The following is a 13159-nucleotide window of genomic DNA, read 5'->3' as shown; positions in this document are numbered from 1 at the left end:
CAATGCACTATATCGTTGCTATTTAGTACCGGTGACATGTTTCAGATATGTGGTTGAATTTTAAGCCATTTTCCTTTGATTTCGTTTCCAATGTATATTTAATAGTACATTGTGCATCTGGCTGATTTCCCCATTTAACTAGTAATATCCCACTTTGATTTATAGCTTTTACTAGTACCCGGCTTCCCTGGCTAACAATACCAATGTCTTTCCCAGTTTCATCTAATATACTTGCAGCATATGGAAGTGGGTCTCCATTTTCTAAAGTACTACTAATTATCGTGCTGTAAGATGGTTGTGTTTTGTACTCCAGATGCATAATTGCACCTGCGCGCGGCGTTACAACAGTATTGTTGTCTTGTACTAATTCTACGTTTACCGGCATATTCTTGGTTACAAGACTAATTTTATTAGTGTGATATGGGGTAAGATTACTAATGACGGTATAACCGTTTCTATCGATCGGAGCTTTTGAAATACCTACAGCTGCGCCTTCTCCATTTGGAACATGAACTAGTGCAACCGTTTCTCCTGTCGCTTGTGATAGCGTTATCCCATTTGAGTGCATAATTAAGGCACCTGCCGCTGTTGCTGAGTAATGTTGATATCCAGGTCCGCTGCTCATGCCCGCAGAAATGGCAGCTTTGGGAAGCAGATATCCAAGTCGGATACCCCCATTTAACGATCTGCTATTTGTTGAATTTCCATATGCGGTATAGGATGCATTGTCATCATTATTGAATCTCCCTGATATGCTTGTGTTCCATTGAGAATTTCCGCTTCCTTCGTATGAAGCAAAGCTATTAATAGATGATCTGTCATTCTCTTTCCCAAATGGAATGCTGATATTTAAACTGATACTATTTTTTAATGATGATGTATTTTTGTAAAATTCTTTACTTCTTTGGAATGCAAGTGAGAAATTTATATTTTTCCAAGCATCGCTGTACCCTGCGGATATATTTGCTACTTTTTCATTTGACCCCCAAAATTCCAATATCGAACCATTTAAATATATGGATTTGGATTTTATGCTTTGATTAATATTCACTTCAATGCGTTGCTTTTGGCTTAATGGTTGCCTGTTTGTACTAATATCATCCCGGCCCATCAATCTTATCGCATTGCTTAAAGTTAAATACTTATCTGAAGAATATCTATATGAGGCAATTGAAATATTTGTTCCGTTTTCAGGTAGGGATTTGCTAAATGCAATGCGTATACTATTGCCAAACTTGGATTCTTCATTATGTGGTTTATATATTGACCTTGTTATATCAACCGAAATTGTTCCAAGTCTCAAATTTAGCGCACTCCCTACGAGTAGGCTTGAGTAAGTTTTTGAATAAATCAGGCCCGTATATCCGGTCCAGTTTCCACTGAATCCATGTCTTAACACACCTTGAAATATATTTGGATTGTATGTGATTGAATTAAGATGTACTTTCCCTAGTGCTATATTGTATCTGTCTTGACCAGCACGTAATAATTCAGGTGAATATGAATAAGGAACAATAAAGCTGCGCTGAAGACCATTTGCTTCAGTTGTGACTACTTTCAAATCGCCACCATCGGTTTGGGCCTGGATGTCGTCTATCTCAAATGGCCCCGGTGCAACTGTAGTTTCATAGATGAGTTGTTCCTTCTGATAAACGGACACCTTTGCATTGCCAGTTGTAATTCCGTGAATTATTGGTGCGTAGCTTTGCGCGATATCTTCCAGCATTCGGTCATCGCTATATAGTTGCATACCCTTAAATGGAATGCTGTCAAATAAGTTATCATTTGTATTGGTCTCGCCAAATATTATTTGTGATTTTAGTGTTGTGCTGTCTGTTTGTAGATAGGTATTATTTGTATTGTATTTTGCTTTTGAACTTTCCTGATTGTTCCAATTCAGTGATCCTGAATGTCTTAGTCTCCATCTTTGATAATTTGCACTGCTGTTTATTCCTAAGTACGCAGTTTTAGAAGTATTGGTCTGAAAAAAGTTGCTGTTATAATTAATCAGCAATCCATTGTTGCCTTGTTGCCATGTTGATGGGTCAGCATATGTGCCTATTCTAGGATTGTTTAAAAATATTTCTGGAATAACTAATGTTATTTTTTGCGCACTTTGATCTATATCAATTATGCTTCCCGGTATATTTTTCAGAATATCATAACAATGATCTTCTTCCTTGGATTGTATTGATTCATTATTTAAATTTAACCGTTGATTTATTTTTTTGAAGTTGATTCCAAATTCGGTTAGCTGCTCTTTGCGGATGCAAATTTGCTTTGCCAAATCTTTATTGTCATTTATTGTTATTTCATTTAGACCCTTGAAAGTGTCATTGATATAAGTTTCAAATCTATATTTTCCCGCTATTAACTTTGAACTTTTATTAAATTTGCTGATGTCTATGATGGGCGTGTTGGAGTCTTGATATAAAAAAGCTGGATCAAATTCAATATCGTTGCTCTTTGTGTCCGGCACATTAGGTGAATCACTTGTTGCGGACTTCAGCGTTTCTGCCGTTGATAACGGACTTGTCATATGCAGGGCGATATATGTTGCAAATAGTGTTTTAAAGTTTTTTTGTTTAATTGTTTCATTATTATTAAATGATTTTTTTAATTTGATTTTATTTGTCATTTTTCTCCTCTCGTTATATTTGTATTACGGTATTTCATTTATTTCTACGTTCTCGGTGGTAATTCCCCCAAAGTCATTGACGGCCTTGTAGTCGATTCTTAATGGCGCGCTAATATTTTTCTCTTCTAGTTCAAATTTTTCTCTTGAAAATGGTGCAACCATGTCTGGCTTTACTTCTGTCGATATATTTTTATTTGATATTTTAATATTTATTAATGACACAAAAAAAGGGCTAGTATTTTTTACGTCTAAATAGTATTTATTCTTTTCATGCAAGATCCTCCAGTCTAATTTTTTTATTCCATCGTTAGCAGCTGTAGGGAGTGATTCTGGTCTGAAGAAAAGCTTTATCCGGCTTCTGTATGTAAACTGGAGTGTGTTGTTTTCACTATTCTTTGGCGGTATTTCTAAAATATTCAACCAAAAAATTGATTCCCTATCTTCCGGCAATTTTTCTCCGGTGTATATTATTCTTAATATTTGCCTTTTGTTTCCATCTATTCTAAATATTGGTGGTGATAGTACAAATGGGACTTGTATGTTTGTCGGTGATTTTTCTATGTTTCCTTTGTCTATCCATGTTTGTACTAGAGATGGTACTGTCCCTTTGTTATTGATCTCAATGCTCGTTTCCTGTTCGTTTGATTGAAAAATAATTCTGGTGCCTTTCATTACAATTGCAGCATGTGTTTGCTGTATGAGTACCAATATAGTTACCAATACGCTTAATACGGTATATTTAATTTTGAAATTTGATGTCATATGCTTTTTATTTAAAAAAGCTTCGCTCATTTTTGGGCGAAGCTGTAAGGTTATTTTAGGTTTTTTTATATGCGGCTTGCTTTTTATTGATAAACCAATACATAGTCAATCTGACTAAATATCGAGCCGGGGGTCGGTACAATGCTTGGGTCGACACGTACCAATTTAGCTTGCAAATTTGCTGTTCCAGAACGATTTCCGCTTGGAGATGTTGACATGGAAGGCGTGATATTCACATTAGTGAATCCATTACTTCCTCCTAATCGTATTTTTGCCGCAGCTCCTCCTCCTGAAGGAATGGCAGCTAGCTCAATTCCTACATTACCTGCTGGCAGTGGTCCATTTAGTTTCAGATTGCCTGTTGATTTGTCAATATTTGGATTGTTTGGATTAAATGCTATTGATACTGTATCTTTGTTGCATGATGAAGCATCACCAGAGATCGTGAGTGTGAATGGTACTGGAGTTGATCCAGCGGCTGGCACATCCGAAGGTTGCAGTGAACCAAAATCGACCGTTTTGAATCCTTGTAGCTCTCCATCAATAAGACAAGTACTTGCCCCAATACTTCCAGTAAATGAAATTTGTCCTGAATTTGTTGAAGCTGCACTTGAATGATTAGCCATAACACTTGTTGCGATAATAAGAGATAACTTTGCTATATTTTTCATGGAGAACTCCTTTTTATTGATAACTAGCACTTGGAATTTCAAATGCATTTCGAAGCTATTTGAAATATTTATTACGTATAATCGGAAATATCTTAGTAGTACATAGATTTATCTATTTTTATCGATGATAATTCTATTTGTCAGGAAATATTTATCTAGACTTGGTTGTTTTTATTCATTTTCTTTCGAATATTTGATATTTATCTATATTTGAATGTCATTGATGCTCTGGTGTGGCGTCTGTCGTGGAGGGGCTTTATTACGTTGTGGCAAGCTATTCTTGTATTCTGTATTTCAGTATCTTCGTGTTCACTCACTTTGGTTTTGAGTTTTGACGGGAGAAGTGTCTAACTTAAATACAGATCATCATTTTATGTAGAAAATGGATTGGTTTTATATCTAGAGTGTGAGGCAAGCCTGCTTTGGGGAATCCGGCTATTTAGCACCGTCTACTTAAAATGACTGGTGTAAATGCTTGGGACAATTCGCGACTGATGAAGTAATGGCCGTTAATGAATTTGTGAGTGTACAAAAAGTACTAACAGTGAATGTTCGTGTTGGGCGAGAAGTTTTTTCTGACCTGGTTATTCGATTTTGTGTTGGTTGCTGTGACCGGGTACAACACAAGTATTACTGCTGGTGATGATGCTGTGCACGAGCTGGCTATGATTGCTCACACCAGTCGATCTGATGCTTATATCTATCTTGTGTTCTTGGCTTGTGGGGGGATACGTCTATACAAGGAAGGGTTCAAAGAGGCGCGGGGTAGTTTTATGCAAGCAGCTAAGCTTAATCACTTGCTGTTGAAATCAGGAAAATAGTCTGCATCACACGTTATCGATTGCAGTACGTGCTGTGGTTCGTCATTGTTGACGCAGCCAGATTTTGCCCAGTCGGTTTCTGGATGGTGCTGTGGAGGTGTTGAGGATGCTGCTCAGTCTTGTGTTGCGTATCAGCAGGGGTCTACTTGTGGTTGAGAGAAGTTTCCGTAATGTATTGGACACTCGTTTGGTGTAAACAAAAATCAAAGAGCCCGCCTCCATCAGGGAGCGGGCTCTTTGTTCAACTCATATATGCTTCTGGTCAGAATGGAATGTCGTCGTCCATATCGTCCAGCTTCGGTGCCGGTTTGGCTTCCATGCGGCGCGGGGCGGCCGGTGCGGCTGCCGGGCGGGACTGGGCAGCCGGTTCGCCGTAGGCGTAGTTGTCGTCCATGGACGAGCCGCCTTCGCGCTTGCCGCCTTGCAGGCTCAGTTCGTTCACGCGCACATCCGGCGACAGTTGTTTCTGGCCTTCCTTGTTCTGCCATTCGCGCAGGGTAAGCTGGCCGTACACGGTCACTTGCTGGCCCTTGCTCAGGAAGTTTTTCAGCGATTCGCCGCGCTTGCCCCATACCTGGCAGCTAAACCAGTTGGTGGTCTTGCGCTCGCCAAAGCCGATGTCGCTGGCCACGCGGAAGCTCAGCACCGGTTCGCCGCTCGGGGTGTAGCGCAGTTCGGCGTCTGCCGCCAGGCGTCCGTCAAAAGTGATGCTGTTCATGTGGATCTCCGATTCGATTCGATAATGCTGCGCCGGTCTTGGCCGACGCATGATTGCAGGGTGAGGTGCGTCCTGGCAATGGCCGCACCGTCAGGAATAAGTGGCTTCAACCAGTTGTTTCACGGTGTTTTCGTCCCAGCCTTGCTGGGAGACCTTGAGGTAGGCCACCCGGTCTTCCATCACCACCACCGCTTCGCTAACTCCACTCAGGGCCGATAGCTGCTGTGATAGCTGTTGCGGGTTGCCTTGCCAGTCCTCGCCAATGTGGAACATCACCGAGCGCACTGCCTGTGGTGCCTGCATGCTGAAGGATGCCAGCAGCCAGCTGGCCATCAGCACGCTGGTAAAGCCGAACACACCGGCCGGGCCGTAATGGGTGTACAGCCAGCCGCCAGCGGCAGCACCCATGAACAAGCCAAAAGACTGGGCCGTATTATACACACCGATGGCCGTCCCTTTGGCATCGGCCGGGGCAATTTTTGAAATCAGCGAGGGCAGGGTGGCTTCCAGGATATTGAAGGCGATGAAATACAGGCCCAGCCACATCACGATCTGCCAGAAGCTGTCCAGCGCCAGTGCCATGCCCAGCTGGGCGGCAGTCATGATGGCGATGGCACCGATGAATACCTGCTTGAGCCGGGCTTTTTTCTCGCCGTAGATGATGGCGGGCACCATTAGGATGAAGCCGATGACGGTAACCGGCAGGTACACCTCCCAGTGGTGGGCCTTGTCCAGGCCTGCGGTCTTGATCAGGGCAAACGGAATGGTGACGAACATGGCCATTTGCGCGGCATGCAGCGCGAAAATGCCGTAGTTCAGGCGCAGCAGTTGCGGGTTTTTCAGTACCGCCGGCAGGCGTTTGGTATTGGCTTCGGTATCCGAGTGAAAGCGCGAGATGGCCGGGTCGGGGATGATCAGCCACACCCCCACCAGCGCGGCCAGCGACAGCGCGCCGGTGAGCGCGAAAATGCCGTTGACGCCGATGTACTGCGCCAGCACCGGCCCCAGCACCAGGCTGACGGCAAAGGTGGTGCCGATGCTCATGCCTATCATGGCCATGGCGCGGGTGCGGTTCTCTTCGCGGGTGAGGTCGGCCAAGAGGGCGGTGATGGCGGCGGAGATGGCACCGGAACCCTGGATCACGCGGCCGATGGTGAGGGTGACGATATCGTGCGCGCCGGCGGCCACGAAGCTGCCGATGGCAAACAGCAGCAGTCCGCCGTAGATCACCTTCTTGCGGCCGATGCGGTCGGACAGCATGCCCAGCGGCAGTTGCAGCAGCGCCTGGGTGAGGCCGTAGCTGCCCAGTGCCAGGCCAATCAGGGTGTGGTTGTCGGCCCCGTGCAGGGTTTGCGCGTAAATGGCAAACACCGGCAGGATCAGGAACATGCCCAGCATGCGCAGGGCGTAAATACCAGCCAGCCCTAGGCTGGCGCGCAGTTCAAGCGAATTCATGTGTGTTGTCGTTATCGATTCAGGAGTCAGGCTATCAACGCCGCCAACGGCCAGCGGTTTACCTTGCGGGCCATTGTCATGCGCCGCCTTTTTTGCTGCAGCGCATACTTTGGTGGAGCGGCGGTCGCCAAGTCGGGTATATTATCAGGTTCCCCGACCGACTGAGTAACGCTCTCACACATGGACACCATCCGCATTCGTGGCGCTCGGACGCACAATCTGAAAAACGTCAATCTGGATTTGCCGCGCAACCAGTTGATCGTCATCACCGGCCTGTCCGGTTCCGGCAAGTCCTCTCTGGCTTTTGACACCCTGTATGCCGAGGGCCAGCGCCGCTATGTAGAGAGTCTGTCGGCCTATGCGCGGCAGTTTCTGCAATTGATGGAAAAGCCGGATGTCGACTTGATCGAAGGCCTGTCGCCGGCCATTTCCATTGAACAAAAAGCCACCAGTCACAACCCGCGCTCCACCGTGGGTACTGTCACGGAAATCCACGACTACCTGCGCCTCTTGTTTGCCCGCGTGGGCGAGCCGCACTGCCCGGAACACGGCGTGCCGCTGGCATCGCAAACGGTCAGCCAGATGGTGGACCATGTACTGGCGCTGCCGGAAGAAACCCGGGTGATGATCCTGGCCCCGGTGATTGTTGGTCGCAAGGGTGAAAACCTCGACCTGTTCGACGACCTGCGCGCCCAGGGCTTCATCCGCGTGCGGGTGGATGGCGAAGTCTACGAAATCGACAGCCTGCCCAAGCTGGACAAGAACAAGAAGCACACCATCGAGGTGGTGATCGACCGCCTGAAAGTGCGCGAGGACATGAAGCAACGCCTGGCGGAAAGCTTTGAAACCGCCTTGCGCCATGCCGAAGGCCGCGCCATTGCGGTGGAGATGGATAGCGGCCAGGAACACTGGTTCTCGGCCAAGTTTGCCTGCCCGGTGTGCAGCTACAGTCTGCCGGAACTGGAACCGCGCCTGTTCTCCTTCAACAACCCCATGGGTGCCTGCCCCAAGTGCGATGGCCTGGGCGAAATCACCTTCTTCGACCCCAAGCGCGTGGTGGCCCACCCGGAGCTGACCCTTGCCGCCGGTGCCATCAAGGGCTGGGACAAGCGCAACCAGTTTTACTTCCAGATGCTGCTGGCGCTGGGCGAGCATTACGGCTTTTCGCCCACCGAGCTGGCGTTTGAAGACCTGCCGGAAAAAGTGCGCCATGTGGTACTGCACGGTTCCGGGCGCGACAGCATCGAATTTGTCTACATGTCGGAGAAGGGCACCCGCTTTACCCGCGCCCATCCGTTTGAGGGCATCATCCCCAATCTGGAACGTCGCTACCGCGAAACCGACTCTAGTGCGGTGCGCGAGGAACTGGCCAAGTACCAGAACAACCAGCCCTGCCCGCACTGCCAGGGCTCGCGTCTGCGGCTGGAGGCACGCCACGTGTTCATTGGCGGCCAGACGCTGCACCAGCTTAACCAGCTGCCGCTGAAAGAAACCGCAGCCTTCTTTGCCCAGCTGGAATTCAGCGGTCAGAAGCAGGCGGTGGCGGAGAAGATCGTCAAGGAAATCAGCGAGCGGGTGTCCTTCCTCAATAATGTGGGGCTGGATTACCTCAACCTGTCACGTTCCGCCGATACCCTGTCTGGTGGCGAGGCACAGCGTATCCGCCTGGCCAGCCAGATCGGTTCCGGCCTGACCGGGGTGATGTATGTGCTGGACGAGCCGTCCATCGGCCTGCACCAGCGCGATAACGACCGCCTGCTGGCCACACTGATGCGCCTGCGCGACATCGGCAACAGCGTGATTGTGGTGGAGCACGACGAAGACGCCATCCGCGCTGCCGATTACCTGGTGGACATGGGGCCCGGCGCTGGCGAACACGGTGGTGAGGTGCTGGTGGCCGGTACGCCGGCTGATGTGGCAGCCAATGAAAATTCGGTGACTGGTGCCTTCCTGTCCGGCCGCCGCCGCATCAACTGGCCGGGTGAGCGCCGTGAGGTCAACCCGGAACGGGTGCTGAAGCTGCATGGTGCCACCGGCAATAACCTGAAGAATGTGTCGCTGGAACTGCCGCTGGGCATGCTGGCCTGCATTACCGGCGTGTCCGGTTCCGGCAAGTCCACCCTGATCAACGACACCCTGTACAAGATTGCCGCGCGCGACCTGAACGGCGCCAGCGAAGAACCGGCACCGTACGACAGCATTGAAGGGCTGGAGCTGCTGGACAAGGTGATCAATGTCGACCAGAGCCCGATCGGCCGCACCCCGCGTTCCAACCCGGCCACCTATACCGGCCTGTTCACCCCTATCCGTGAACTGTTTGCCGGGGTGCCGCTGTCGCGTGAACGTGGCTACGGGCCGGGCCGCTTCAGCTTCAACGTCAAGGGCGGCCGCTGCGAAGCCTGCCAGGGCGACGGGGTGATCAAGGTGGAGATGCACTTCCTGCCGGACATCTACGTGCCGTGCGACGTGTGCCACGGCAAGCGCTACAACCGTGAAACGCTGGAAGTGCAGTACAAGGGCAAAAACGTTTACGAAGTGCTGGACATGACGGTGGAACAGGCGCTGGAGTTCTTCAGCGTGGTACCGGCAGTGGCCCGCAAGCTCAAGACGCTGATGGACGTGGGCCTGGGTTATATCCGCCTCGGGCAGAGTGCCACCACGCTGTCCGGTGGCGAAGCGCAGCGGGTGAAGCTGGGGCTGGAACTGTCCAAGCGTGACACCGGCCGCACTTTGTATATTCTGGATGAACCCACCACCGGCCTGCATTTCCACGATATCGACCTGCTGCTGCAAGTGCTGCATCGCCTGCGTGAAAACGGCAACACCGTGGTGGTGATCGAGCACAATCTGGACGTGATCAAGACCGCCGACTGGCTGATCGACCTCGGTCCGGAAGGCGGTGCGGGTGGTGGTCAGATCATTGCCACCGGCACGCCGGAACAGGTGGCGGATAATCCGGTCAGCCATACCGGGCGTTATCTCAAGCCCCTTCTGCAACCGCGCACCTGAGCGCGGCACGCGCAGCGCAGTACCAAGCCGCGGCGGGCAGCCAATGCCATTTTTGCCGGCTGCGGCAAACACCGTAGAATGAGCACGCGCCACTGGCTGGCGCTTCACCCACACCCGATGAGGATGCAATGCTATCGCTTGGCAAGATTGACCATATCCATATCCGTGTCACCGATCTGGCAAAGGCGCAGGGCTGGTACCAGCGTGTACTGAACCTGGCACCGGACACCCGCTACAAGCACATGCAGAGCGGGCCGCACGGCGTCGTGATGCTGATGAACAGCAATGGTTCGGTGCGTCTGGCCATTTCCCAGGAAGACAAGCCGGTTTGTGAGCCGGGCTCGGTGGCCTTTCTGGTAAGCGGGCAGGATTTCCTGGAGTGGATAGACCAGTTGGCTGGCGAGCGGGTGATCGACCGCGCCGGTCAGACTGTGGCCCGCGACTCGGTGGTGGATCACCAGTTTTTCTGTTCCATCAGTTTTGTCGACCCGTTCGGCAACCCATTCGAGATCGTCAGCTACGACCATACCTGGCTTGCTGGCAAGCTCAAGCTGGCCAGCAAACCGGCCTGACCGGCTGCGTGCTACCGCATTGGCAACCAACCCGCTACGGCGGGTTTTTTCATGCCTGCCGTGCTGAAAAATGCTGTCAAATCAGGAAGGTAGCTCAGGTGCTGCCTGGGTGTCGTCAATAAACGACCCAAAAAGTGCTGCCATTTCAATGGCTTGGGTGGATTGTTGCCATGCTTGTCGCTCATTGCCGACAACCGGCATGGTTTTGGCGGGTGATTTTCAATACAAGTCATTGTTTTTAAATGACAATGCATGGCTGGCATGGTGTTTGCAAAAACAGGCTTGTCTTCCAACCACATTGAAAGAAGCTCATGCATAAGAAATTGCTTGTTGTGGCCATGCTTTCCCTGCCCCCGGCCAGCCTGGGATTGATCAATCTGGTGTTTGCCGCCACGCCCGCGCCGCAGACACAGACAGAGCAGCCAGAGGCTTCGGCACCACAAGGCAATCTGCCTGATGCAGCACCGGAGCAGGGCAGCAGCATGCCGCAGCCCGCCGGACAACAGCAGTAAAGCTGCCACACCGGGTTTGAACCGGTGACGTGACAAGGCCCGCCATTGGCGGGCCTTGTTCGTTTCAATACTGTGGATGAATGCTCTGCGGCAATTGATCAAGTCGACAGCATGTCCTGGGCTGTTCGGGCTGGTTTGCTGCTTGTTGTATGGCGAATGGAGGCAGTACAGCCTTGCACTTGCCAAGCAAAAAGGCCCGCAAAATTGCGGGCCAGCGTTGAACAGGCTCAGCCTGTTTCAGATGGCAAAACCATGCCCGTTAGCGGGTAGGGCGTTGCAATGGAATGGACATTTCATGACGGAACAGATTGTGCGGGTCAACCTTGTTCTTCAGCGCAATCAGCCGGTCAATCAATGCCTCATCCTGGTAGTAAAGATGCAGCCAGTTGGGATCAATCTGGGTTGAGCCATCCTGGACATATTTCATGTCCACATCAGGATAATTGATATAGCAACCCTGGTATGCAGGCAATAGCGGGCGATTACCCGTCGAGGCATGCACGGCATTGTAAATGCGGCGAATCCAGGCTACTTGCACGTCATCCTCTTTCGGGTCAGTCCAGTAGGTCTGATACTGTGCCTTGAGGATGGATTGACGCTGGGGAACTGCCGTATGCCCAGTGCCGTTGGCATTGATCTTGCCGCCATAAGAGTCAATCTGCACCAAGGATTGCGTCATTGCCGTGTCGTCAGGATTGGTCAGGTTTTCAAACAGCGCTTTGCATACCTCATCGCTGAAGTTTTCAATCTGATATTCAGATTTGTATTTGCCACGCTGATTATTACCAGAACCATTGATGCTTTGGGTAACATAAATCCAGTCCATCGCCATGAGCGGGTCTGCCATGCTGAGCGTCATGCCGGCATCGCGGCGTCCCAACGGGTTGATATTGGGAAGCAGGAAGGCATCATGAACCACACCGGGTTTGCCTGCTGCATCATTCATCTTCTGGATGAAGTCATTCAGTGGCTTGTCTCGCTCGCCACCAACCAGACCGTCAATACCAGTGTACTGGATGGCAAGGACAATATTGTCATCACTCTTGATATGATTCAGTTTGAACAGCGTAAACAGGCCGCCATTGCCAATTGCCGGGTCCGGATTATTGGAATTGGCATCATTGTCATGAAACCATTGCCAATAAGCCTGCAGCAGTTTGGTGAAATTTTCCGGGTGCGCCTGGAACCATTTCCAGTCATATTTAAGCGGATACCAGTAAGCTTGTTGTGGAGCGTCAGGCAGTTCTGCGTAGTAATAATTGATGATGATGCCAAAGTTGTTGCCGCCGGCACCGCAGCAGGCAGTAAACAGCATGCGGTCGGTTTCGTCCGCGCTATCGGCGCGCACATGCTTGAATTGCAAGCTTTTACCATCGGCTGCGGCCACCAGGATATCCACACCGCTGACCCAGTCTACCGTCAAGCCATGCAGGCGGGATAGCAGGCCATAGCCACCACCACTGACGTGGCCACCCACACCAACCGAGTAGCAAGAACCACCGGGAATGGTTTTTCCTGCTTGTCTGTATAGTGAAATGTATCCATCCCAGTTTTGATTGCCGGTAGCAATTCGGAACTGATAGCCATGGCCATCCTTGTCATAAGGTGATTTGACCTTGCCTGCGGCATCATGATCCATGCCTTTCATTTCGCCAACGTCAATGATGGCAAGTTTTTCTGCAGTATCCAGACGGTTGGAAACAAAACCCTCATAGCAATGGCCGCCACTGCGTACAGTAATGCGGAAGCCTTGACTCAGGGCTTCATTGGCAGCGGTTTGCACTTCTTCCGGCGTACTGCAGATATAAATGCGCTGGGCACCATCTTCGCTGGTAATCGGCCAGCGCAAATTAAAACCCTTTTGAAGGGCTACGTATGTTTTATTGTTGCTTTCAATCTTGTTCATGATGAATCCAATCAGTTATTAATCAAACAGCAAGGCGGCTCATTGCTGAGAATTTTCTTGCCCTGCGGTATGAATTGTTGAGTCATTGCATTGAA

At 50.0% G+C, this 13159-nt stretch carries 11 protein-coding genes; 4 read left to right on the top strand and 7 right to left on the bottom strand.

Going from position 1 to position 13159, the window contains the following annotated elements; genetic code table 11:
* Positions 1-22 precede the first annotated feature (22 nt).
* The 3 genes from AWT75_RS20705 to AWT75_RS21190 are packed head-to-tail and all read right to left on the bottom strand — an operon-like array spanning position 23 to position 4071.
* Positions 23-2638, bottom strand: coding sequence for a fimbria/pilus outer membrane usher protein (locus AWT75_RS20705; protein ID WP_082695916.1), 2616 nt, complete (start codon positions 2636-2638; stop codon positions 23-25).
* A 24-nt stretch (positions 2639-2662) separates the two neighbouring features.
* The gene (locus AWT75_RS20700) at positions 2663-3430 is read right to left on the bottom strand and encodes a fimbrial biogenesis chaperone (RefSeq protein WP_082695915.1); all 768 of its coding nucleotides are present in this window, start codon (positions 3428-3430) and stop codon (positions 2663-2665) included.
* Positions 3431-3483: 53 nt separating this feature from the next.
* Positions 3484-4071, bottom strand: coding sequence for a fimbrial protein (locus AWT75_RS21190; protein ID WP_153013224.1), 588 nt, complete (start codon positions 4069-4071; stop codon positions 3484-3486).
* 554 nt (positions 4072-4625) lie between these two features.
* Between AWT75_RS21190 and AWT75_RS02925 the strand changes: the two genes are divergently transcribed.
* On the top strand, positions 4626-4892 hold the full coding sequence (locus AWT75_RS02925; RefSeq protein WP_153013223.1) for a hypothetical protein: 267 nt from the start codon (positions 4626-4628) through the stop codon (positions 4890-4892).
* 262 nt (positions 4893-5154) lie between these two features.
* Here AWT75_RS02925 and AWT75_RS02920 read toward each other — a convergent pair whose 3' ends face one another.
* Positions 5155-5610 carry a single-stranded DNA-binding protein gene (locus AWT75_RS02920; RefSeq protein ID WP_045848297.1) on the bottom strand — a complete coding sequence of 152 codons (456 nt, stop codon included), beginning with the start codon at positions 5608-5610 and terminating at the stop codon, positions 5155-5157.
* A gap of 90 nt (positions 5611-5700) precedes the next feature.
* Positions 5701-7065 (bottom strand): MFS transporter, encoded by a 1365-nt coding sequence (locus tag AWT75_RS02915; protein WP_062787122.1) that lies wholly within the window; start codon positions 7063-7065, stop codon positions 5701-5703.
* A gap of 180 nt (positions 7066-7245) precedes the next feature.
* Here AWT75_RS02915 and uvrA point away from each other — a divergent pair, with 180 nt between their 5' ends.
* Together uvrA and AWT75_RS02905 are read left to right on the top strand one after the other, a co-directional pair.
* A complete protein-coding gene (gene uvrA / locus AWT75_RS02910; RefSeq protein ID WP_062787120.1) occupies positions 7246-10074 on the top strand; it encodes an excinuclease ABC subunit UvrA in 2829 nt (942 codons plus the stop codon).
* A 128-nt stretch (positions 10075-10202) separates the two neighbouring features.
* Positions 10203-10646 carry a VOC family protein gene (locus tag AWT75_RS02905; protein ID WP_045848294.1) on the top strand — a complete coding sequence of 148 codons (444 nt, stop codon included), beginning with the start codon at positions 10203-10205 and terminating at the stop codon, positions 10644-10646.
* Between the two features lie 11 nt (positions 10647-10657).
* On the opposite strand, the gene AWT75_RS21185 is transcribed toward AWT75_RS02905, so the two are convergent.
* On the bottom strand, positions 10658-10945 hold the full coding sequence (locus AWT75_RS21185; protein ID WP_153013222.1) for a hypothetical protein: 288 nt from the start codon (positions 10943-10945) through the stop codon (positions 10658-10660).
* A gap of 12 nt (positions 10946-10957) precedes the next feature.
* Between AWT75_RS21185 and AWT75_RS02900 the strand changes: the two genes are divergently transcribed.
* Positions 10958-11158, top strand: a complete 201-nt coding sequence (locus AWT75_RS02900) for a hypothetical protein (protein WP_045848293.1) — start codon at positions 10958-10960, stop codon at positions 11156-11158.
* Between the two features lie 259 nt (positions 11159-11417).
* Here the strand turns inward: AWT75_RS02900 and AWT75_RS02895 are convergent, their stop codons facing one another.
* On the bottom strand, positions 11418-13064 hold the full coding sequence (locus AWT75_RS02895; RefSeq protein ID WP_082695914.1) for a BBE domain-containing protein: 1647 nt from the start codon (positions 13062-13064) through the stop codon (positions 11418-11420).
* Positions 13065-13159 lie beyond the last annotated feature (95 nt).

It is taken from the genome of Aquitalea pelogenes, assembly GCF_001515305.1.
Lineage (GTDB): Bacteria > Pseudomonadota > Gammaproteobacteria > Burkholderiales > Chromobacteriaceae > Aquitalea > Aquitalea pelogenes.
Note: the sequence above shows the minus strand (reverse complement) of the source record. Positions and strands in the feature narration are given on the sequence as shown.

Coding starts and splice junctions, on each gene's coding strand:
- AWT75_RS20700 (WP_082695915.1), bottom strand. CDS start 3,430: ATGAGCGAAGCTTTTTTAAATAAAAAGCATATGACATCAAATTTCAAA.
- AWT75_RS02920 (WP_045848297.1), bottom strand. CDS start 5,610: ATGAACAGCATCACTTTTGACGGACGCCTGGCGGCAGACGCCGAACTG.
- uvrA (WP_062787120.1), top strand. CDS start 7,246: ATGGACACCATCCGCATTCGTGGCGCTCGGACGCACAATCTGAAAAAC.
- AWT75_RS02895 (WP_082695914.1), bottom strand. CDS start 13,064: ATGAACAAGATTGAAAGCAACAATAAAACATACGTAGCCCTTCAAAAG.
- AWT75_RS02905 (WP_045848294.1), top strand. CDS start 10,203: ATGCTATCGCTTGGCAAGATTGACCATATCCATATCCGTGTCACCGAT.
- AWT75_RS02915 (WP_062787122.1), bottom strand. CDS start 7,065: ATGAATTCGCTTGAACTGCGCGCCAGCCTAGGGCTGGCTGGTATTTAC.
- AWT75_RS21190 (WP_153013224.1), bottom strand. CDS start 4,071: ATGAAAAATATAGCAAAGTTATCTCTTATTATCGCAACAAGTGTTATG.
- AWT75_RS02900 (WP_045848293.1), top strand. CDS start 10,958: ATGCATAAGAAATTGCTTGTTGTGGCCATGCTTTCCCTGCCCCCGGCC.
- AWT75_RS20705 (WP_082695916.1), bottom strand. CDS start 2,638: ATGACAAATAAAATCAAATTAAAAAAATCATTTAATAATAATGAAACA.
- AWT75_RS21185 (WP_153013222.1), bottom strand. CDS start 10,945: ATGTGGTTGGAAGACAAGCCTGTTTTTGCAAACACCATGCCAGCCATG.